We start from the raw sequence: 22,083 nt of genomic DNA, 5'->3' as shown, positions 1-22,083 counted from the left end.
CGTGGTGCACAGGGCATCCACATGCTCACAGATGGCCGCAACCCCTGATTACTCAGAGGTAGACAGCACTTGTCCACAATATCCACAGGTGCTGATACTTCTGCCAAGTGAATTCAACTCTCAAGAGGGCGACCGCCATCGACTGCTTCGCTCGATGTGGAGGAGGCACTGAGTTCGGAGCGAGCACAGACGGACGAGCCTGCTGATATTCGAACACAGGATCTCGGACGATTCTCGGATCCGAGATCCGCTGTCCATCGCGTCCTTTTCGCCCGGGCCTGCTGAGCTAGGCAGAAATCGGATAGGCTGTGTAAAGTTTTCCGAGCAGTATCGAGCCAGTGCCTTCCAAACCCGGAGTCTTGTGCCAGATGCCCTGAGCAGTTCGGGTGGCCACCCCGAAGGAGTAAAGTGAACGCGGAAGCATCAGCATCCCCCTTGAAGTTCAAAGTCAATCGCGACGTTCTCGCCGACGCGGTCACCTGGGCAACCAAGACTCTGCCCAACCGCCCTTCCGCTCCGGTCCTCACCGGAATCCTCATCACCGCCGAGGCCGGCGGCACCGTGCGCTTGGCCGTCTTCGACTACGAGGTCTCCTCACGCGTGGAGATCGCCGCCGATGTCGTCTCCGCCGGGACCGTCCTCGTCTCCGGACGACTGCTGGCCGACATCTCCAAGGCCCTGCCGAACCAAGAGGTCACCCTCGAGCAGATCGATGCGAAGGTCGACGTCACCTGCGGATCCTCCCGGTTCTCGCTGATGACCATGCCGGTGGCCGAGTACCCGGCTCTGCCGCAGGTGCCCGAGGACTCCGGCACGGTGTCCGCCGGTGAGTTCCAGAATGCCGTCTCCCAGGTCACGATCGCGACCTCGAAGGACGACACGCTGCCGATCCTGACCAGCGTCCGCGTCGAGATCGAGGGCGAGAAGGTCACACTGCTGGCCACCGACCGCTACCGTCTGGCCGTTCGCGAATTCACCTGGAACCCGGGACGCCCGGACGTCTCGGCCGTGGCCCTGCTGCGTGGACGCACCCTGTCCGATGTCTCGAAGTCGCTCGGCGGAGACGTGACCATCGGCCTGAGCACGGATGCCGGCAAGGACCTCATCTCGTTCACTTCGGCCGGACGGGTGACGACCTCCCTGCTCGTCGAGGGCGAATACCCGAAGGTCCGCTCGCTGTTCCCCGAATCCGTGCCGATCCATGCGATCGTCGAGACCGCGGTGCTGCGCGAGGCCGTGCGCCGAGTCTCGCTCGTGGCCGAGCGGAACACCCCGCTGCGGTTCGAGGTCACCGACGGCATGCTCACCCTCCACGCCGGAACCGGTGATGATGCACAGGCCTCCGAGGCCGTCGAGGCAACCCTTCAGGGCGAGGAGATCACCGTCGGATTCAATCCGCACTACATCGCCGAGGGACTCGCCGCGGTCGAGAGCCCGTATGTCAACTTCTCATTCACCCAGCCGATGAAGCCGGTCATCATCGCCGGGCAGAAGGAACTCGACGCTCCCGCCGACGAGTCGTATCGCTACCTGCTCATGCCCACCCGCATCTGAATGTGGATATCCCGACTCTCCCTGCGTGACTTTCGGTCCTATCCGGAGCTCGACCTCGAGTTCACTCCCGGGATCACCACATTCGTGGCCGACAACGGGACCGGCAAGACCAATATCGTCGAGGCGATCGGATATCTCGCTCATCAGCGTTCCCACCGGGTGGCCTTCGACGCCCCGCTCGTGCACGAGGGCAGACCGGCAGCGACCGTATCGGCCCTGGTCAACCGGGACCAACGGCATGCGACGGTCGAAGTCACCATCCAGGCCAAGGGCGCCAATCGGGCCCGCGTCAACCGCAATGCGGTCAAGCTCAAGGACATCCTCGGGCTCGTCTCCTGCGTCGTCTTCGCCCCCGAGGACCTCAGCCTCGTCCGCGGTGAACCGGCCGAACGGCGGTCGTGGATCGACACCCTCGTCGTGGCTCGCAATCCTCGCTACTCCTCGGTCATCACCGACTTCGAACGGGCACTGAAACAGCGCAACGCCCTGCTCAAACGGCTGCGCGAGGACCGCGATCCCGGCCTCGAGGCCACCCTCGACATCTGGAACATGGCCTATGCCGATGCCGCGGCCGAGATCGTCTTCGCCCGGCAGCGGATCCTTTCCGATATCGCCGGTCCCCTGCAGGAGAACTTCGCCTATATCGCCGCCGATGCCCGCCTCGAGCGGCAGGGGGCGAACATCGCCTACGATTCCCGCGTCGACTACCAAGGGGCCGAATCCGCCGCCGAATGCCGGGAGCTGCTGCTTTCCGCCCTCGACCGGCGTCGGACCACGGAGATCGAACGGGGACTGACCCTGCACGGACCGGGCCGGGACGATCTGTCGCTGATGATCGGCACCCACCCGGCCAAGGGCTATGCCTCCCACGGGGAGACCTGGTCGCTGGCCCTGGCGATGCAGCTGGCCGGCTGGGATCTGCTCTCGGCCGATGCGGACTCGGCAGCCGAACAGCCGGTGCTCGTCCTCGACGACGTCTTCGCCGAACTCGACACCGGCAGGCGCAGCCGCCTGGCGTCGCGGATCACGGCCGCAGAACAGGTCTTCATCACCGCCGCCGTCGACTCGGACCTGCCCGAAGGACTCGAGGGCACCCGGATCGACGAGTCCACGCTGCTGACCGGGGCCGGATCATGAGCGGCATCATCCGGGACTTCTCCACTCCCGTCGCCGCACTCGAAGCCCTCGACCGCGTGCGCCGCATGGAGGCCAGCGAGGCGAAGTTCGTCCGCAGCCGACGACGCTCACGCCTGCGCGGCGAGGTCGTCTACTCGGGATCGGGCCGTGACAGCCGGGATCCGAAATCGGTGTCGACGGTGCTCGGTTCGCTCATCTCCGATCGCGGCTGGTCCTCCTCCCTCGACATCGGCAAGGTGCTCGGACGGTGGCCCGAACTCGTCGGAGACCAGGTCGCCCAGCACGCCACTCCGGTCGATTTCTCACCTCCGCTGCTGGTCATCGCCGCGGACTCGACGACCTGGGCGACCCAACTGCGGGTGCTCAAACCGACGATCCTGCGCAGACTCGAAGAAGGTCTGGGCTCGCGCACGATCACGGAGATCGAGATCAGGGGTCCGCAGGGACGCAGCTTCAAGCGGGGTCGGCGCTCGGTGCCCGGCCGCGGGCCCAGGGACACCTTCGGCTGAGCAGGGACGACCTCAGCTCGGGTCCGACCGCCTCGGCGAATCTCCGAGACGAACGCGGATCTTCAGGAAGAACACAGAGGGCCTTAAACGGCCACAGCCGCTGTCGTTCGTGCCCGGGGGTACATCTGCGGCTCGAAAATTCGGGAAATCCGCCTTCACAGGCCGCTTACGGGCATTTCACGCTCCGGCGCGGTAGAATGGGGAGCTGATAGCGACCATCCGAACAAGGAGTCACATGACGACCGAGGATCAGCCTCATTATGATGCCGGCGACATCACGGTACTCGAGGGTCTCGAGGCAGTCCGGAAACGACCCGGCATGTACATCGGTTCGACCTCGGAACGCGGTCTCCACCACCTCGTGCAGGAGATCGTCGACAACTCCGTCGATGAGGCGATGGCCGGGTACTGCGACCACATCCAGGTCACGCTGCTGGCCGACGGGGGCGTCCAAGTCTCCGACGACGGGCGCGGGATGCCCGTGGCCATGCACCCGACGGAGAACAAGCCGACCGTCGAGGTGATCCTGACCATCCTCCACGCCGGCGGCAAGTTCGGCGGCGGCGGATACGCCGTGGCCGGCGGCCTGCACGGTGTGGGTTCGACCGTCGTCAATGCCCTGTCCGAACGCCTCGAGGTCGAGGTCAAGCGCGACGGCTACATCTGGACGATGGACTTCTTCCGCGGTGTGCCCACCGGTGAACTCCAGCGCGGTGAGCAGACGGAGGAGACCGGCACGACGGTGAAGTTCTGGCCGGACTCGACGATCTTCGAGACTACGGATTTCTCCTATGAGTACCTGCGGGCCCGGTTCCAGCAGATGGCCTTCCTCAACAAGGGTCTGAAGATCAGCCTCACCGACGAGCGGCACAACGAAGTCGACGACGATGAGGTCCAGATCGACGAGAACGAGGACCAGGAATGGAAGCCGCGCTCGGTCACCTACGAGTACGAGCACGGTCTGCTCGACTACGTCCAGTACCTCAACTCGGCGAAGAAGGCCGAGCTCGTCCATCCCGAGGTCATCGTGTTCGAAGCCGAGGAGGGCGAGCAGACGCTGTCGCTGGAGATCGCGATGCAGTGGACGACGTCCTACAGCGAAGCCGTGCACACCTACGCGAATGTCATCAACACCCATGAGGGCGGCACGCACGAGGAGGGCTTCCGCACCGCGCTGACCTCCCTGGTCAACAACTACGCCAAAGAGCAGAAGCTGTTGCGGGACAAGGATCCGAACCTCACCGGCGACGACATCCGCGAGGGACTGACCGCGGTGATCTCCGTCAAGCTCGGCGATCCCCAGTTCGAGGGCCAGACGAAGACGAAGCTCGGCAACTCCGAGGTCAAGGGCTTCGTCCAGCGCGTGGTCCGCGACGAACTCGGACACTGGTTCGAGTCGAATCCGGCTCAGGCCAAGGACGTCGTGCGCAAGGCCCTGCAGGCCTCACAAGCGAGGATGGCCGCCCGCAAGGCCCGTGAGGCGACCCGCCGCAAGGGCCTGCTCGAGTCCTCGGGCATGCCGGGCAAGCTCAAGGACTGCCAGTCGAAGGACCCCTATATATCCGAGGTGTTCGTCGTCGAGGGCGACTCGGCCGGCGGTTCGGCGACCCAGGGCCGCAACCCGAACACCCAGGCGATCCTGCCGCTGCGCGGCAAGATCCTCAATGTCGAGAAGGCCCGCCTCGACCGGGCGCTGGGCAACAACGAGGTCCAGGCCATGATCACCGCGTTCGGCACCGGCATCGGTGAGGAGTTCGACCTCGACAAGCTGCGCTATCACAAGATCGTCCTCATGGCCGACGCCGATGTCGACGGTCAGCACATCACCACCCTGCTGCTGACCCTGATCTTCAGGTACATGAAACCGCTGATCGAACACGGCTACGTCTACCTGGCGACCCCACCGCTCTACCGCATCAAGTGGTCGAACGCCGCGCACCAGTTCGCCTATACGGACAAGGAGCGCGACGGACTGCTCGAGACCGGACGGGCAGAGGGCAAGCGCCTGCCCAAGGACCTCGCGATCCAGCGCTACAAGGGCCTGGGCGAGATGAACTACGAGGAGCTGTGGGAGACGACGATGGATCCCGACCATCGTCTGCTCAAGCAGGTCTCCCTCGACGATGCGATCGTCGCCGACGAGATCTTCACCGTCCTCATGGGCGATGACGTGGACTCGCGCCGTCGCTTCATCCAGGAGAACGCGAAGGACGTCCGCTTCCTCGACATCTGATCCCACCCGCACCCAGGCCCCGCCTCGGCGGTGGATCGGGATCGAACGAACCCGCACTCTTTGAACTGACCAATCTCCGCACCCGGCTGAGACCCAGCCGGCCGCGGTTAAGACATAAGGGAAGAGCCCACATTGGCCGACGAGAACGATATCGGAACAGAAATCAGCCGGATCGAACAGGTTGATCTCAACCTCGAGATGCAGCGGTCCTACCTCGATTACGCGATGAGCGTCATCGTCGGTCGCGCCCTGCCGGACATCCGCGACGGACTCAAGCCCGTTCACCGCCGCGTCCTCTACGCGATGTTCGACGGCGGCTACCGCCCCGACCGCAACTTCTCGAAGTGCTCGCGCGTCGTCGGCGACGTCATGGGCCAGTACCACCCGCACGGCGATACGGCGATCTACGATGCGATGGTCCGCCTCGTGCAGTCGTGGACGATGCGCTATCCGCTGGTGTCCGGCCAGGGCAACTTCGGTTCCCCCGGTGACGACGGTGCGGCCGCGCCCCGTTACACCGAGTGCAAGATGGCGCCCCTGGCCATGGAGATGGTCCGGGACATCGAAGAGGGCACCGTCGATTTCCAGGACAACTACGACGGGCGCAACCAGGAGCCCATGGTCCTGCCCTCGCGGTTCCCGAACCTGCTGGTCAACGGCTCCGCGGGCATCGCCGTGGGCATGGCCACGAACATCCCCCCGCACAACCTGCGTGAGATCGCCGCCGGTGCGCAGTGGCTGCTGGCCCACCCCGATGCGAGCAAGGAGGAGGCCCTCGAGGCGCTGCTGGGCATCATCAAGGGACCGGACTTCCCGATGGGTGCGACGATCCTCGGCCGCAAGGGCATCGAGGACGCCTACCGCACCGGGCGCGGTTCGATCACTCAGCGCGCCGTCGTCGAGGTCGAGGAGATCCAGGGCCGGACCTGCCTGGTCGTGACCCAGCTGCCCTACCTCGTCAACCCCGACACCCTGGCCGCGAAGATCGCCTCCTATGTCAAGGACGGCAAGGTCGCGGGCATCGCGGATCTGCGCGATGAGTCCTCGGGCCGGACCGGTCAGCGTCTGGTCATCGTGCTCAAACGCGATGCGGTGGCCAAGGTCGTGCTCAACAACCTCTACAAGCACACCTCGCTGCAGGAGAACTTCTCCGCGAACATGCTCGCGCTCGTCGACAGCGTCCCGCGCACGCTGAGCATCGACTCCTTCCTGCGCCTGTGGGTCAAGCACCAGATCGAGGTCATCGTCAGGCGCACCCAGTACCGACTGCGCAAGGCCGAGGAGCGCGCCCACATCCTGCGCGGCTACCTCAAGGCCCTCGACGCCCTCGACGAGGTCATCGCCCTGATCCGCCGGTCACCGTCGTCGGACGAGGCCCGGACCGGTCTGATGGAGCTGCTCGAAGTCGACGAGATCCAGGCGAATGCGATCCTCGATCTCCAGCTGCGCCGGCTCGCGGCCCTGGAGCGCCTGAAGATCCAGGAGGAGGCCGAGAAGATCGAGGCCCTCATCGCCGAATACAACCACATCCTCGCCACGCCCTCCCGGCAGCGCGAGATCGTGTCCGAGGAGCTCGACGAGATCGTCGACCGCTACGGGGACGAGCGTCGGACGAAGATCCTCGCCGGTTTCGACGGGGACGTGTCGATGGAGGACCTCATCCCCGAAGAGGAGGTCGTCGTCACGATCACCCGCGGAGGCTATGCGAAGCGGACGCAGACGAACCTCTACCGCGCCCAGCACCGCGGCGGCAAGGGCATCAAGGGAGCCGCGCTTCGCGGCGACGACGTCGTCGAGCAGTTCTTCGTCACCTCCACCCACAATTGGCTGCTGTTCTTCACGAACACCGGTCGAGTCTACCGGGCCAAGGCCTATGAGCTGCCCGAGGGAACGCGGGACGCGAAGGGCCAGCACGTGGCGAATCTGCTCGCACTCCAGCCCGGTGAGTCGATCGCGAAGGTGCTGTCCATCCGGGACTACGAGGAAGCGGAGTTCCTCATCCTCGCCACCCGCTCCGGTGTGGTGAAGAAGACGCGCCTGAGCGAATACGACTCGAATCGCACCGGCGGCGTCATCGCCATCAACCTGCGTGAGTACAAGGGACAGCCCGATGAGCTCGTCTCGGCCCGGATCGTCGGATCCGATGATCACCTGCTGATGATCTCGCGCAAGGGCATGTCGATCCGCTTCGCCGCCGATGACGAGTCGATCCGACCGCTGGGCCGGGTCACCGGAGGCGTCACCGGCATGAAGTTCAAGGGTGACGACGAGCTGCTGACGATGGACGTCGTCCAGCCCGATACCTATGTCTTCGTCGTCACCGAGGCCGGCTACGCCAAGCGCACTCCCGTCGACGAATACCGTCTGCAGGGCCGCGGCGGTCTGGGAATCCGGGTTGCCAAGATCACCGAGCAGCGCGGAGACTTGGTGGGAGGACTCATCGTCGAGGACGGCGAAGAGGTCCTCGTCGTCATGGAGAAGGGTAAGATCGTTCGGTCGAGTATCGACGAGGTTCCGGCGAAGGGACGCAACACCATGGGTGTGGTGTTCGCGAAACCGGACAAGAAAGACCGTATTATCGCAGTGACCCGTGGGCCCGAGGCGGAGGTCGAAGACGAAGACGATGCCGAAGTCCCGGAAGGTGAGGTCGAAGCGCCTCAGACCGGCAGCGAGGATGTGGAAGAGTGAGCGATAGCAAGAAGCCAGGCTCAGGGAAGATCATACGCACGTCGAGCGGCTCGACCCGTCTGACGGCGGGATCGTCGAAGAACGAATCGAAGCCCGCGGAGTCGACCGGCCAGGGCCAGAAGTCGGGTTCCCAGGGATCCGGCCAGGCCGAGCAGAAGGCCACCGTCGTCGCTCCTCCCGCCCCGAAGGCCTCGCCGAAGCCCAGCCGCGCACCTTCCGCCGGTTCCCAGGGATCGGGCACGGGTTCCCAGGGATCGGGTGCCGGCTCCCAGGGCACGGGTTCCCAGGGATCGGGAGGCGGCCGGTCCTCCGGCGGTGATCGCACGGCCACCTCGGTGATGGGCAATGCCGCGAACACCGTCCGCGCCAGCTCCGGCGGCGTGAAGATGGGCGTGAAGAACATGGTCGACAACGGTCAGGGCAAGAAGAAGAAGGGCCCCCGCACCGTCCGACTCACCGTCTCCGCGGTCGATCCGTGGTCGGTGATGAAGATGTCGTTCCTCATGTCCGTGGCCATCGGCATCGCCACCATCGTCGCCTTCATCGTGCTGTGGATCGTGCTGCAGGCGACCGGTGTGATGAGCGGACTCGAATCGACCATGAGCGAACTCGCCGGCGCCGAGTCGGCCAAGCGGATCGTCGGCATCTTCGGCTTCGGCCGGGTCGTGGCGGCCGGCTTCATCATCGCCGTGATCAACATCGTGCTGATGACGGCGCTGTCGACCCTGGCCGCGTTCATATACAACATCGGCTCGCTCATCGCCGGCGGCTTCAGCCTCACGCTGACCGACGACTGATATCGATCCGGCGGCTGTGAGGGGCGTCACAGCTGCCGGATTTGTCTTCGGCTGGCACGGTTGGGTATTGTTTTACTTCGGGTTCACCCTGATAAGGGCCTATAGCTCAGGCGGTTAGAGCGCTTCGCTGATAACGAAGAGGTCCCTGGTTCAAGTCCAGGTAGGCCCACTTCCTTTCGAGGAGGATCATGAAGAGATGGATTCTGGGCGGCCTCACGCTCGTGGGACTCGGAATCTTCTTCCGGTGGCGGCATGGGAACCAAGCCGCCCAGGCCGAATGGTCCGAGCACACCGATTCGGTGTGAGGGTGAGAACCCGCACGGGGGTATGGCGCAATTGGTAGCGCATCTGCTTTGCAAGCAGAGGGTTAGGGGTTCGAGTCCCCTTACCTCCACTCGAGCAGCTCTGAGACAGCACTCGTGCACGCAGGCTCCGGACCGTGATCGGTCCGGAGCCTGCGTCGTTTCCTACCCCCGCTGAATCCGGTTCGTCCGCCAGAAGGCCAGTGCATCATCGATCCACCCTTCGGCGGCTGTGCCTGTGCCCAGGCCGAAGCCGTGCCCGATATTCGGAAATGCGTGGAACTCAGTCCTGACTCCGGCCAGCCGCAGGCGATCGATGTGCTGCCGCACCAACCATGACGGAGCGATGACGTCATCGCTGCCGACGACGGCGAATGTCGGCGGGACTGTGCCCGAAATATCGGAGTGGCCGGTGTAGGCCATGATGACAGCGCTTGGTCGTGGCCTGTGGCCCTGACCGAAGGCGATCGTCCCGTGACTGCCCAGGACGGCGGCCATCCGAGCTCCGGCGCTGCTTCCCCACAGCGCATACCCGGTGGGATCCACGTCGAGCTCGTGGGCGTTTGCGAATGCGAAGTCGATTGCGACGGCGAGATCCTCGGCGGCGAGGCGGCCTCCCGAACCGGTCCGGTAGTTGAGTACGAACGCATTCTCTCCGTGGTCGGCAATCGTCTGGGCGTGGGGGAAGCCCTCGTGAAACGAACCGACATAGGAGAACCCGCCGCCAGCGGAGATGATCGACAACGGTGCGTTCGTACCTCCTCGGAAGAAGAGGCCGACAACGGCTTTGTCAGGATCGTCAGCGATCTGATCCTCTGAATAGAGGGGGTGGAATGTCAGCTGGCCTGATCGGACCGCGATGAGCATGCGATCGACGGTCCTGGCGACATCTGCCGGGTTGACGTTGCTGTGGAAGGGCAGCAATCTCGCGGTGTCCGAGACCGTCATGCCTTCGGTGATGCGGTCCGACGCGGGAAAGATCAGATTCCCGAAGCCCTCGAACTCGTCTGCCCTCATCACTGCGGTCAACGGAGTATCCTCATCGACTCGCAGCGAACCGTCGTTCGGCCGTGGTGCCTGCGGATCTTCGGTGCCGTCTGCCGCAGCCGATGCTGCCGGTGAGATCTCCCGATCCGCTGGCGTGCCTGTCAGCTCCGCGCCGCTCAGATCGTCCACGGCCGAGCCGGCCCCAAACGTGATGTCATTCCGATTCCTCAGATCGTCTTCTTCGGTCGTCACTCCAGCGACAGTCGGTCAGCGAGGTCTGCCGATCCTGTCCGGGAGCCTCTCCATTGAACCGCGCCGAAGAACCGTTCGGAATGTATTGCTGATGGGTGAACCAGCAGTTCCTTCTTCGGCTCGCAAGTGGGCGATAGCGTCATGGGCAGGATGCCTGCCGCCGCTGTTTCAGCAGAGCACGGGAGTCGGCGAGGCAGCTGGGAATGGCCGCAGTTCGTCCCCTCGAGGGGCTGCCGAACACCGACAACCCCGAGGAGATACGAGCCCATGACCACAGGGAGCAGACTGAGAGTCCTGATCACTGTCGCGGTGCTGTCGATGACGACGTTGGTCATCATCGACGTCTGGGCAGCATCGTGAACGCATTGCGCCTGTTCGCGCTATGGGCAGCCGCGGTGGTCTTGAAGCAGCTGGTACTCTTCGGGCTGATCGGCGGATCAGGACCAGGACGATCAGCCCGACCCGACACATCAGCGATCGCGACAGCCGCATTCGGCGGCACTTCCGCGCTGAGATCGCGCACGTCGGATGGTGGGGATCTCCCCCTGTTCCCACGAGTGCGGAATAGGCTAGCGTAGTTCTTCGTTGTTCCCTCTGTCCGTGCGCAGCGTCGGCTGCTGCGCACGGAGTTCCGCCCGCGCCGGGGCGATGGCAGACCTTCTTCGATCGGAGTTCCTCTTTGTCCAGCGACAGCTCACACTCACGCGCACAGCCCAGCCAGCCCGAGACCATCGACCCTGCCGGCATGCGGGTCATCTGGCTGCTGCTGGTGGCGGCCTTCGTCGCGATCCTCAATGAGACGACGATGGCCATCGCCATCCCCGAACTCAACGCCTCACTCGGCATCCCGCCGGAGCTCGGTCAGTGGATGACGAGTGCGTTCATGCTCACCATGGCGGTGGTGATCCCGACCACCGGCTTCCTCCTGCAGCGCTTCACCACGCGCCAGATCTTCCTGGCCGCGATGATCCTGTTCACCTCCGGCACCCTCATCTGCCTGGTCGCGCCCGGGTTCACCGTGCTGCTCATCGGACGCGTCGTGCAGGCCGGCGGCACGGGCATCATGATGCCGCTGCTGATGACGACGATGATGAACGTCGTGCCCCCGCACTCGCGCGGACGGATGATGGGCCGCGTCGGTCTCGTCATCTCGCTGGCCCCGGCGATCGGGCCGACGATGTCGGGCATCGTGCTCGACAGCCTCGGCTGGCGCTGGCTCTTCGGCATCGTCCTGCCGATCGGGCTCATCGCCCTCGCTCTCGGCGCGAAGTGGATGACCAACCTCGGCGAGTCGACCCATTCTCCGATCGACGTCCTCTCGATCGTCCTCTCGGCGTTCGCCTTCGGCGGCATCGTCTTCGGCCTCAGCCAGTTCGGCAGCGGAGGTGAGACCGGTTCCACGGCGACCGGACTGGCCTGGTCCGCGATCGCCGGCGGAGTGGTCGTCCTCGGACTCTTCGTCTGGCGGCAGCTGATCCTGCAGCGCCGGGACGGGGCCCTGCTCGACCTGCGCATATTCAGCTCGCGAAACTATGTCATCGCCGTCGTCATCATGGCCGTGGTCGCGCTGGCGATGTTCGGGACCTTCTCGCTGCTGCCGCTGTACCTGCAGAACGTCGCCGGCCTCAACGCGACCCAATCCGGTCTCGTGCTCCTGCCGGGATCGGTCCTCATGGGTCTGCTCGGACCGGTGATGGGCCGCATCTACGATGCGAAGGGCCCGAAGACCCTGCTGGTGCCGGGCACGATCCTCATCGCTGCGGCGATGTTCTCGTATTCGATCGTCTCGCCGAGCACGCCCACCTGGGTGCTCGTGGTCGTGCAGACAGGGATGTCCGTCGGTCTCGCCGCCTCGTTCACCCCGCTGTTCTCGGCCTCGCTCGGTTCGCTCGATCGACACCTGTACTCGCACGGTTCGGCGGCGCTGAACACTCTGCAGCAGGTCGCCGGGGCGGCTGGGACGGCCCTGCTCATCTCGATCTACTCCGCAGCCCTGCACTCCGGGCAGGCCGCCGGCCGGACGGTCGTCGAGGCGGGTGCGCCGGGAGCGCAGTCCGCCTTCCTGCTGGCCGCGATCATCGCCTTGGTCGCTGTCGTCCTCGCGTTCCTCATCAAGAAGCCCGAGGATCAGGAGGACCACCCCGCCGAGGAGGTCAACCCGGTCGAGACGGCACCGAGGGACTGAAGCCGCCTCTTCTGCGCGGGTGATCCGAGACACGGTCCAGCCCATCCGAGCCCCGTCCATCCGCATGATCACGCGGTTGGGCGGGGCTCGATCGATTGTTGGGCACGTCCAAGTCTCAGTTGTGCGTAGACACACCGGATGGGTGTCCGAAAGCCTGGTTGGCGGGCGGGGAATCCTCCCGCCGAGAAGCCGTCCGGAGTCCGAATGCCCGTTGCCCTCATCCGTCGCGTCGTGGTGTGCCTGATCATTGCGGCGCCCGCGATCACCCTGCGCATCGCCGACGTTGAGCTCGCACCTGTCATCGAGCTGCTCGCCTACGGTGCGGCCGTCGTGGCCGCCGCATTCCTCCTGGCCTGGGCCGCTGAGGCCGCCCAGAAGGACATCTCCGGGGCACTGGCCATCGCCCTCCTGGCGCTGATCGCGGTGCTGCCCGAATACGCCGTCGACTTCTACTTCGCCTTCCGCTCCGGCTCGGAGGCCCAGTACGCCCACTTCGCGGCGGCGAATATGACCGGGTCGAACCGCCTCCTGCTGGGTATCGGATGGCCGCTCGTGGTCATCATCTGCGCACTGCGCGCCCGGCGCGCGGCTCCGCCGGAGAGCTCACGAACCGTCGAGGCCCTGCGCCTGGACCCAGGCAGCCGTTTGGACATCGGCTTCCTCGTCCTCCTGTGCATCATCGCCTTCGCCATCCCCGTCCTCGGTAGCATCCCCCTGTGGCTGGGCATCGGCCTCGTCGCGTTCTTCGTCGCCTATCTGTGGCGGGCCGGACGCAGCGAGGTGGGCGACGATGCGGAGTTCCTCGGTGCCGCCGCCCTCATCGCCGATCTGCCGCGAACCGCCCGACGGTTCACTGTGGTGGTCCTGTTCGCCGTCTCGGCGGGAATCATCCTCGCCTGCGCCGAACCCTTCTCCGAGGCGCTCGTGGCCTCCGGTTCGGCTCTGGGCATCGACAGCTACTTCCTCGTCCAATGGCTGGCGCCGGCCGCCTCGGAGGCCCCCGAGTTCATCATCGCCGCCATGTTCGCCCTGCGCGGGATGGGCAGTGCGGCCATCGGCACCCTCATCGCGGCGAAGGTGAACCAGTGGAGCCTGCTGGTGGGCTCCCTGCCGATCGCTCACCTGCTCGGCGGAGGCGGGACCGGTCTGCCCCTGGACGGACGGCAGATCGAGGAATTCGCGCTCACGGCCACTCAGAGTCTCCTCGGCGTGGCTCTCATCCTCAGTCTGCGCTTCCATTGGGCGGCCGCGCTCGGTCTGGCCGGCCTGTTCGGCCTGCAGTTCATCGTCACGGACACCTCGGGCCGCTATGTGCTCTGCGCGATCCAAGCCGGCCTCGCACTGGTCTTCCTCATCGTCCACCGGCGCGACATCCTCCCGACGCTGCGTGCCCCATTCGCCCGGGCGACTCCGTCGCCGGCCGTAGGCGGCGTCCAGGCCGCAGGTGTCCGGGGCTCCGCAGTGGGCCGAGATCCTACCGACGGTGGCGACCCTGCGACACGGGTGCGTGCGTAGAATGGCCATCATGCCGCGCCCCGCCCTGACTCGCATGGTCGAGGACTACGTCACCCTGATCTGGAAGGCCTACGAATGGCCCGGCGGCCGTCCCACCACCACGGATCTGGCCGAAAGGCTGGCGGTGACCGCGTCAACGGTGTCGGCGAACCTCAAGAAGCTCGCCCGCGACGGGTACATCGACTACGAACCCTATGGGCAGATCACGCTGACCGAGCAGGGGCGGTCGATCGCCGTCGAGATCGTGCGACGTCACCGGATCGTCGAGACCTACCTCGTGGAAGCGCTGGGGCTGAGCTGGGACCAGGTCCACGCGGAGGCCGACCGCCTCGAGCACGCGGTCTCGGATCTCGTGCTCGAGAGGATGAACGCCGCCCTCGGCCACCCCGACCGCGATCCCCACGGGGATCCGATTCCCGATGCCGCGGGACGCACCGCGGATCATCCCGATCGGCCGCTGCGGGAGGCGCGGCCCGGGGCCGTCATCGAGGTCGTGCGCGTCTCCGACCGGTCACCCGAGCTGCTGCGTTATCTGCACGAGCGCGGAATCGTCATCGGGGCCGAACTGCGCGTGGTCTCGGTGAGCACGGCCGCCTCGGTGATCACAGTGTCCATCGACGGCGCGGACCTCGTGCTGGCACTCGACTCCGCCGACGCCATCCGCGTGGTCTCCGTCGCTGAGTGAGCCCGAGACCGGAAGATATTCGGATGGATGATATCCGCTTGCTAGGATGGCGCTATGGAGGAACCGAAACTTCGCAAGGACGCCGCCCGCAATCGCGAGCGGCTGCTGGTCGCCGGTCGTGAGCTGTTCGCCCAGCACGGGCTGGAGGTCTCGCTCAACGATGTCGCCCACCATGCCGGAGTCGGGGTCGGCACCGCCTACCGGCGCTTCTCCAACAAGGACGAGCTCATCGACGCGATCCATGTGCGGCAGGCCGAGGAGCTCGAGGCCATCCTCAATGACGCACTGGCTGAGCCGGACCCGTGGGACGGTGTCGTGTCCTACCTCGAACGGTCGCTGGCGATCCAGGCCAGGGACCGGGGCATGGCACAGATCCTCTCCGGCCGCCATACTCAGCCGCAGAGATACGATTGGAGCCGCGATCGGCTGGCCCCCTTGGTCAATCGGGTCGCGGATCGTGCCCGGGAAGCGGGTCTGCTGCGCGAGGACGTGGTCGGCACCGACCTGATCTTCCTGCAAGTGGCTCTGACCGGTCTCGCCGCGACGTTCCAGGATCGCAGCGTCGACGGCCGCGATGACATCGCGGAACTCTACCGCCGCTGCCTCTGGGTCGCCCTCGATGGTCTGCGTCCTCATCGCGCCGACACCTCCGCCCTGCCGATTCCCCCGCTGACGACCGAGCAGGCACACAGTCTGCTCGGGTCCGAACCCGGCGACGCACCGGAGTGAGCGCCGTGCACGAAGTCAGACGGGATCAGCCCCTCGAATCGGCCGAATCGACGCGCGGAACCCACCCGCGGGCGATCGAGGTGCGCGGAGCCCGCGTCCACAATCTGGCCGACATCGATGTCGACGTTCCCCTCGACACTCTCGTCGCCATCGCCGGAGTCTCGGGCTCGGGTAAGTCGTCACTGGCCATGGGTGTGCTCTACGCCGAGGGCTCGCGTCGCTACATCGAAGCCCTGTCGACCTACACGCGTCGTCGCATGGGGCAGGCGGCACGCGCCGATGTCGACCGAGTCAGCCATGTGCCCGCCGCGCTCGCACTGCGACAGCGTCCGGGAGTGCCCGGCGTGCGGTCCACCTTCGGCACGTCGACCGAACTGCTCAACCTCGTCCGGCTGATGTTCTCGCGGCTGGCTTCGCACCTATGCTCGAACGGGCACCGGCAGGAGCCGACGCTGGCAGTCGCCGCCGGCGAGCCGATCGTCTGTCCGGTCTGCGGGGTGAGCTTCGACCCACCGGGTGCGGAGGCGCTCGCCTTCAACTCCCTCGGTGCCTGTCCGGACTGCGAGGGAACCGGCACGGTCCGTGAGGTCGACGACACCGTTCTCATCCGCGACGAGGCCCAGAGCATCGACGACGGCACGGTCCTTCCATGGCAGACGTTCGGCTTCAACGTCCAACCCCAGATCGCCCGCGAATTCGGTGTCCGCACCGATGTGCCCTGGCGGGATCTCCACGGGTGGGAGAAGGAGATCGTGCTCAACGGACCCGAGGAGAAGAAGCACATCGCGGTCACCTCGAAGAAGGGCGTTCACGAGCTCGACTTCACTTTTCGCAATGCCCGCCTGACCGTCACCGAGGAGCTCAAGCGCGCCGAGGACGAGAAGCGACTGGCCCGTGTGAGCCGGTTCCTCAGCGAACGCGTCTGCCCCGCCTGTCACGGCACCCGGCTCTCGCCCGCCGCGGCGGCCCCGCGGATCGGCGGGATCGGCCTCGCCGAGGCGACCGCGAAGACGCTCGAGGAGCTTGTGGAGTGGGCCGCCGAGGTGCCGGCCGCCCTGCCTGAGGAGATGCGCACCCTGGCCGCCGGCCTCGTCGATACCCTTGTTCGGATGGCCCGCCGTCTGCTGGATCTGGGACTCGGCTACCTCGCACTCGACCGGGCCGGTTCCACACTGTCGACCGGGGAGCGCCAGCGTGTGCAGCTCGCCCGCGCCGTCCGCAACGAGACCACCGGCGTCCTCTATGTCCTCGACGAACCCTCGATCGGACTGCACCCGTCGAATATCCGCGGCCTCAAGGGCGTCATCGCCGACCTCCTCGACGAAGGCAACTCCGTGGTGATGGTCGACCACGACCCCCTCGTGCTCCGGCAGGCCGAGCACCTCATCGAGATCGGACCCGGTTCCGGGCGCGAGGGCGGCAGGGTCGTGGCCACCGGCACCGTCGCCGAGGTCGACGCGCATCCGCAGTCCCGGATCGGCGGGTATCTCACCGGTCGCGAACAGGTGAGAGTGCGTTCGGCCGCCTCCGAGGCGGAGATGTTCTCACACGGCACGATCGGTCTGCGCACGGCGAAGCTCCACACCGTGCACCCGGCCGAGGTCGCGATCCCGCGCGGCAGGCTCACGGTGGTCACCGGCGTCTCGGGGTCGGGCAAGAGCACGCTGGTGCTCGACAGCCTCGTGCCCGCGCTGCGGGCCGGGGACCGGCCGCTGCCGCAGCACGTGCTCGGCATCGACTCCGGCGGCATCGAGAAGGTCAATGTCGTGGACGCGACACCGATCGGCACCAACGTCCGCTCGACCGTCGCGACCTACAGCGGAGTGCTCGACGATCTGCGCCGGTCCTACGCGAGACTCGACTCCGCGAGGGCGGCCGGGCTGACCACCGGCGACTTCTCCTACAACACCGGCACTCTGCGCTGCCCCCGCTGCGAGGGAACCGGTGAGATCAGACTCGACGTGCAGTTCCTGCCCGATGTCGAGATCCCCTGCACAGAGTGCGGCGGGCGCCGCTACGCCTCCGACGCGGACGAGCATCTCCGTCCCTCGGCGACCGGCGAAGGCGCTCTCGGCCTTCCCGATCTGCTCGCCCTCACCGTCGCCGAAGCCCTTCCCCACGTGGCCGATATGCGCAAGGTCCGCTCGCACCTGGAGGCGCTCGAGAACGTAGGACTGGGGTACCTCACCCTCGGCGAGGCCACACCGGCGCTGTCCGGCGGCGAGGCGCAGCGTCTCAAACTCGCCCATGAGCTCGACAGGACGCAGAAGCGCACCCTGTTCGTCTTCGACGAGCCGACCGTGGGACTGCACCCCGATGACGTCCGAGTGCTCATCCGGGTCTTCCAACGACTCCTCGACCAGGGCGGGACCGTACTGGTGATCGAGCACGACCTCGATCTGATCGCCAACGCCGATCACGTCATCGACATGGGACCCGGCGGTGGGGCAGACGGCGGTCGCATCATCGCCACCGGCAGCCCGCACACGGTTGCCCGGCAGAGCGGAAGTCTGACCGGACGATACCTCTCATCGCACCTTGACGGTGCGGGCCTTGACCGTGACGGTGCGGAAGAGGAATGAGCTCATGCGATCGGCGGGAGGATGTCAGTGAAGACGATCGTCGCACCGCGACCCGGGAAGCTCAGCGAAGTGCTGACTCAGCGAGAGATCACTCGGTCCCAGCCCTTGGGCGAAGGTCAGATCGATGTGCGAATGACTGCCAGCACAGTCAATCCCTCTGACGCCGTCACGGTCTCCGGCGCCTACGCCTCGCGCACCGAATTCCCATTCGTCCCGGGCTTCGAAGGCGTCGGCGTGCCCGCGAACGCGATCGGCGAGCGCGTACTGCCGATCGGGTCCGCGGGCAACTAGCAGGAGATCAAGCGCACCGCCCATTCCTGGTGCGTGCCGGTGCCGGACGACATCCCTGACACCCTCGCCTGCTTCGCCTACATCAATCCACTCACCGCGCTCCTGATGGTTCAGCGCTGCACACACGCCACGTCGCTGTGACAGCGGCGACGTCGACGATCGCCGGACACCTTGCCGAGCTTCTCGTTGAGCAGGGCATTCGACCCGTGGGCCTGACGCGTGGAGTATCCGGCAGAAGAGCAACGAGGCCCGAGAAGTGGGTCGACGTTCTCAGCACATCCCAGCCGACCTGGCCGCAGCGCCTGCGCCAGAGATCGTCCACAGGCGATTTTGACGTCATCTTCGACAGTGTGGGCGGGGATCAGGCGCGATCTCTGATGCGGCTGCTCCGACCCGGCGGTGTGCTCGTGCACTTCGGGCTTCTCTCAGGTCGCCCGATCCCGGCCGAGTGCTTCGACCGGAGTGAAGGTCGGCGCGTCGAGATGTTCCGGCTCCGCGACATCGTCCATGCCTGTCCGCGTGCGCAGCTGCCGGCCCTGTTCGAACCCGTTCTCGGGCATCTGCGAAACGGGCTCCTGCATACCCGGATCGCTCAGGAGGTCGGCCTCGGCGCACTGCCGACGGTGCTGCAGAGGGACCAGGACCTCGGACGCGGCAAGCTGCTGATCACCTATGACCGATGAACGGCAGTCGGCCGGCGACGATCGTCACCGGCCGACTGTTCAGGCACTGAGCACGCCTCGGCTGGGCGCCTCTGCCGCCTGCCTCAGGCGTGCACGCGGATGAGGTGCTCGTTGGTGAAGGCCTGGAAGGCCCACTTGGCGTTCTCGCGGCCGTAACCGGAACGGTTGATGCCCCCGAAGGGGTATTCGGGGCCGGACTCCATGTGCCCGTTGATCAGCGTCATGCCGGCATTGATCTTCGACGCGAACGCCTGCCCCTTCTCGAGGTCATCGGTCCACACCGAACTCATCAGACCGTATTCGGTGTCGTTGGCCAGGCGCAGAGCGTCCTCTTCGTCCTTGGCCCGGTAGACCATGACGGCGGGACCGAAGAGCTCATTGCAGCCGAGATCCGATTTCGGATCGATATCGGACAGCACGGCCGGCGACATGAACCAGCCGGGACGGTCGAGCTTCTCGCCGCCGGTGTGCAGGGTCGCACCGTCGGAAACGGCCTTCTGGATGCGCTCGACGATCTCGTCGCGAGCGCTTTCGGACGACAGCGGTCCCATGCCGACCTCGGGGTCGTCGAAGGTCGAGACCTTCGTGGCCTCGACGGCCTTGATCGTCTCGGAGAGGAACTCATCGTAGAGGTCGTCGACGACGATGAAGCGCTTCGGCGAGGTGCAGACCTGCCCGGCATTGGCCAGACGCAGACCGACGAGCTTCTTCGCCAGGGCCGGCACGTCCTTCGAGTCGAGGACGACCGCCGGATCGTTGCCGCCGAGTTCGAGAACGGCGCGCTTGTAGTACTTCGCGGCGATCGCGGCCACCGAGGCACCGGCACCCTCGGAGCCGGTGAGCGAGAAGCCCTTGACGCGGAAGTCCTTGAGCACTTCCTCGGCGTTCGAGCTGTCGAGGTAGATGTTCTGGTAGACGCCCTTCGGCAGACCCGCCTCGGTGAGGAGGTCCTCGAAGTACTGGGAGGACTTCGGGCAGATCGAGGCCTGCTTCATGATGATCGGGTTGCCGACCATGAGGTTGGGCAGCGCGAAGCGTGCGATCTGGTTGTAGGGGAAGTTCCACGGCATGATGCCCAGCAGCACGCCCAGGGGCTGATGCTCGACATAGCTGCTGGCGGCTCCGGCGGCTTCGAGCTGCGTCGGTGCCAGGTTCGCTGCGGCATTGTCCGCCATCCAGCGCGCCGTGCGGGCGACCTTGTCCACCTCGGCGTACCCCTGCTTCTTCACCTTGCCCATCTCGCGACCGATGATGTCGGTCATCTCATCGGCATTCGCGTCGACGAGGTCGGCGAACTTGCGCAGGATCGCCGCGCGTTCGTGCAGCGGCGTCTCCTTCCACGACAGGAACGCCTCATGGGCGCGGTCGATGTACGCGGGAATCTCCTCGACGGGAACGGAGGCGAACTCCTCCTCGACCTCACCGGTGTTGGCATTGGTGACAGCGAACTTGCTCATGGAACGTCCTTTCACGGATTGACGATCTGTGCCCTGTAACAAACTATCGTCTCCGGCCATTCCGCAACACTCGTGTCCACCCCTGGGACGCGCGCAGCCGGTCCGATGGTTCGGACACCGGCGGTCCGCAGGCTCAGTCGGCGGCCGGTCCGCAGGCTCAGTCGGCGGCCGAGGAGAGGATGCAGAATTCGTTGCCCTCGGGATCGGCGAGGACGACCCAGGGTCCGTCCCCGGTCTGTCCCACATCGACGTGTCGTGCCCCGAGTTCGAGGAAGCGGGCCACCTCGGCGGCCTGATCGTCGGGTCGGAAGTCGAGGTGGAGACGATTCTTCACGACCTTCTCTTCCCGATCGACGCCGATGAGGATGCCGGGCAGACGGTCGGCCGAGGCTCGGATCTCGATCTCCGTGTCGTTCTCATCGACGATCACCCAGTCCAGCGCCCGCGCCCACCAGCGGCCGAGCCTGAGCGGATCGGGCGAATCGATGATGATCTGCTCCCACTCGAGTGACATCGCTCAGGCCCCGACGTCGCCGAGGTGGTGCCGGACTTCGTGCAGTCCGTACCGCGTCAGAGAGGCGACGGTGAATTCCCGACCGTCGGAGCGGTAGCCGCGACGGTTCCACTCGTCGCCGGTGACCTGGGACAGGCGGCCGGCGTAGGCCTCGGCGGCGGCACGGAGGGCGCGGGCCACCTCGGCGGGGTTCCGATGTTCGTAGTCGGAGGCGATGGCGACGGCGTCCCCATCGAAGTTGTCCAGCGTCGGATCGGTCTCGGTGAGCATGAGTTCGGTGCGACGGTGGAAGAGATCGAGGACATCGCGCATGTGGGCGGCGTACTCGAGGTCCGACCAGCGGCCCGGCGTCCGTCGGGTGCTGGCGTCGTCCCTGGTCAGGACCTTCTGCCAGGTTTCGGCCGCCTCGGTGATGGTGGCGGGCACAGCGGTGACGTCCTCGGTGCCGGTGAAACCGCAGTCCGGGCAGCCGCCCTCGAGAACATCGGCCCAATCGCGGGTGTCGGGGGTGATCTCGCTCATCTGTCGTCCTCGCTCTCGGAGTCCTTGCTCTTGCCTGTCTTCTCGGTGTCTGTGCTGGTCTTGGTGCCACTCTTGGTGTCACTGCCGTTGAGGATCTCGGCCAGCACCGTGGCCTGGCTGATGTCGTCGCGCTTCGAGGCGGTGAGCAGGGTCAGCGTGCCCTTCTTCGCATAGTCGCGGAGCTCGTCGAGTGCCTCGGCGGCGTCATCGTCCTCGAGCTCCTTGCGATAGCGGCGCGAGAACTCGTCGAACTTCTCGGGATCGTGCGAATACCATTTCCGCAGTTCACTCGAGGGTGCGACGGCCTTGAACCAGTCGTCGAGTTCGGCCTTGTCCTTGCTCACTCCACGCGGCCAGACCCTATCGACGAGGATCCGGGTCCCGTCGGACTTCTGCGCCTCGTCGTAGATGCGGCGGACAGTGACATGCCGTGCGGTGGACTTCTTCTCGGACATCCTCGA

The 22,083-nt window shown here is 65.9% G+C and carries 18 protein-coding genes and 2 tRNA genes; 15 read left to right on the top strand and 5 right to left on the bottom strand.

All coding sequences use genetic code 11. The features are described 5' to 3' along the window. Positions 1-408: 408 nt before the first annotated feature. The 8 genes from dnaN to IG171_RS16505 all read left to right on the top strand — a co-directional run bounded on the left by dnaN (position 409) and on the right by IG171_RS16505 (position 9,312). Positions 409-1,554, top strand: a complete 1,146-nt coding sequence (gene dnaN / locus IG171_RS16540) for a DNA polymerase III subunit beta (RefSeq protein WP_212128437.1) — start codon at positions 409-411, stop codon at positions 1,552-1,554. Then, on the top strand, positions 1,555-2,691 hold the full coding sequence (gene recF / locus IG171_RS16535; RefSeq protein ID WP_212128436.1) for a DNA replication/repair protein RecF: 1,137 nt from the start codon (positions 1,555-1,557) through the stop codon (positions 2,689-2,691). Then, positions 2,688-3,200: a DciA family protein gene (locus IG171_RS16530; RefSeq protein WP_212128435.1), complete on the top strand. Its 513-nt coding sequence runs from the start codon at positions 2,688-2,690 to the stop codon at positions 3,198-3,200. The genes recF and IG171_RS16530 overlap by 4 nt, the downstream gene beginning before the upstream one ends. Positions 3,201-3,435: 235 nt before the next feature. Beyond that, the gene (gene gyrB, locus IG171_RS16525; protein ID WP_212128434.1) at positions 3,436-5,433 is read left to right on the top strand and encodes a DNA topoisomerase (ATP-hydrolyzing) subunit B; all 1,998 of its coding nucleotides are present in this window, start codon (positions 3,436-3,438) and stop codon (positions 5,431-5,433) included. Between the two features lie 132 nt (positions 5,434-5,565). After that, positions 5,566-8,121 (top strand): DNA gyrase subunit A, encoded by a 2,556-nt coding sequence (gene gyrA, locus IG171_RS16520; protein WP_212128433.1) that lies wholly within the window; start codon positions 5,566-5,568, stop codon positions 8,119-8,121. Continuing rightward, a complete protein-coding gene (locus IG171_RS19180; RefSeq protein ID WP_249203761.1) occupies positions 8,118-8,918 on the top strand; it encodes a DUF3566 domain-containing protein in 801 nt (266 codons plus the stop codon). Before gyrA ends, IG171_RS19180 begins: the two co-directional genes overlap by 4 nt. A gap of 95 nt (positions 8,919-9,013) precedes the next feature. Next, a tRNA-Ile gene (locus IG171_RS16510) sits at positions 9,014-9,087 on the top strand. A gap of 152 nt (positions 9,088-9,239) precedes the next feature. Next, positions 9,240-9,312, top strand: a tRNA-Ala gene (locus IG171_RS16505). Between the two features lie 73 nt (positions 9,313-9,385). On the opposite strand, the gene IG171_RS16500 is transcribed toward IG171_RS16505, so the two are convergent. Next, positions 9,386-10,240 carry an alpha/beta hydrolase gene (locus IG171_RS16500; RefSeq protein ID WP_349252158.1) on the bottom strand — a complete coding sequence of 285 codons (855 nt, stop codon included), beginning with the start codon at positions 10,238-10,240 and terminating at the stop codon, positions 9,386-9,388. Between the two features lie 964 nt (positions 10,241-11,204). Here IG171_RS16500 and IG171_RS16495 point away from each other — a divergent pair. From IG171_RS16495 to IG171_RS16465, 7 genes are all read left to right on the top strand, one after another. Further along, positions 11,205-12,644: a DHA2 family efflux MFS transporter permease subunit gene (locus IG171_RS16495; protein ID WP_212131744.1), complete on the top strand. Its 1,440-nt coding sequence runs from the start codon at positions 11,205-11,207 to the stop codon at positions 12,642-12,644. A gap of 204 nt (positions 12,645-12,848) precedes the next feature. Next, entirely contained in the window at positions 12,849-14,159 is a 1,311-nt protein-coding gene (locus IG171_RS16490; protein WP_212128431.1) for a sodium:proton exchanger, read from the top strand. A gap of 10 nt (positions 14,160-14,169) precedes the next feature. Continuing rightward, positions 14,170-14,844 (top strand): metal-dependent transcriptional regulator, encoded by a 675-nt coding sequence (locus tag IG171_RS16485; protein ID WP_212128430.1) that lies wholly within the window; start codon positions 14,170-14,172, stop codon positions 14,842-14,844. Positions 14,845-14,898: 54 nt separating this feature from the next. Beyond that, a complete protein-coding gene (locus IG171_RS16480) occupies positions 14,899-15,573 on the top strand; it encodes a TetR/AcrR family transcriptional regulator (RefSeq protein WP_212128429.1) in 675 nt (224 codons plus the stop codon). Positions 15,574-15,578: 5 nt separating this feature from the next. Continuing rightward, positions 15,579-18,155 (top strand): excinuclease ABC subunit UvrA, encoded by a 2,577-nt coding sequence (locus tag IG171_RS16475; RefSeq protein WP_249203760.1) that lies wholly within the window; start codon positions 15,579-15,581, stop codon positions 18,153-18,155. Positions 18,156-18,287: 132 nt separating this feature from the next. After that, positions 18,288-18,446, top strand: a complete 159-nt coding sequence (locus IG171_RS16470) for a hypothetical protein (RefSeq protein ID WP_212128428.1) — start codon at positions 18,288-18,290, stop codon at positions 18,444-18,446. Positions 18,447-18,928: 482 nt separating this feature from the next. Then, positions 18,929-19,129 carry a hypothetical protein gene (locus IG171_RS16465; RefSeq protein ID WP_212128427.1) on the top strand — a complete coding sequence of 67 codons (201 nt, stop codon included), beginning with the start codon at positions 18,929-18,931 and terminating at the stop codon, positions 19,127-19,129. An 83-nt stretch (positions 19,130-19,212) separates the two neighbouring features. Here the strand turns inward: IG171_RS16465 and IG171_RS16460 are convergent, their stop codons facing one another. The 4 genes from IG171_RS16460 to IG171_RS16445 all read right to left on the bottom strand — a co-directional run bounded on the left by IG171_RS16460 (position 19,213) and on the right by IG171_RS16445 (position 22,077). Continuing rightward, the gene (locus tag IG171_RS16460; RefSeq protein WP_212128426.1) at positions 19,213-20,586 is read right to left on the bottom strand and encodes an NAD-dependent succinate-semialdehyde dehydrogenase; all 1,374 of its coding nucleotides are present in this window, start codon (positions 20,584-20,586) and stop codon (positions 19,213-19,215) included. A 157-nt stretch (positions 20,587-20,743) separates the two neighbouring features. After that, positions 20,744-21,100, bottom strand: a complete 357-nt coding sequence (locus IG171_RS16455; protein ID WP_212128425.1) for a VOC family protein — start codon at positions 21,098-21,100, stop codon at positions 20,744-20,746. A 3-nt stretch (positions 21,101-21,103) separates the two neighbouring features. Next, a complete protein-coding gene (locus tag IG171_RS16450) occupies positions 21,104-21,622 on the bottom strand; it encodes a DinB family protein (protein ID WP_212128424.1) in 519 nt (172 codons plus the stop codon). Beyond that, positions 21,619-22,077 carry a DUF488 family protein gene (locus IG171_RS16445; RefSeq protein ID WP_212128423.1) on the bottom strand — a complete coding sequence of 153 codons (459 nt, stop codon included), beginning with the start codon at positions 22,075-22,077 and terminating at the stop codon, positions 21,619-21,621. The genes IG171_RS16450 and IG171_RS16445 overlap by 4 nt, the downstream gene beginning before the upstream one ends. Between the last annotated feature and the right edge of the window lie 6 nt (positions 22,078-22,083).

Origin of the sequence: Brevibacterium sp. SMBL_HHYL_HB1 (genome assembly GCF_018208375.1) — a bacterium.
GTDB lineage: Bacteria > Actinomycetota > Actinomycetes > Actinomycetales > Brevibacteriaceae > Brevibacterium > Brevibacterium intestinavium.
This window is presented reverse-complemented; position numbering and strand designations above follow the sequence as displayed.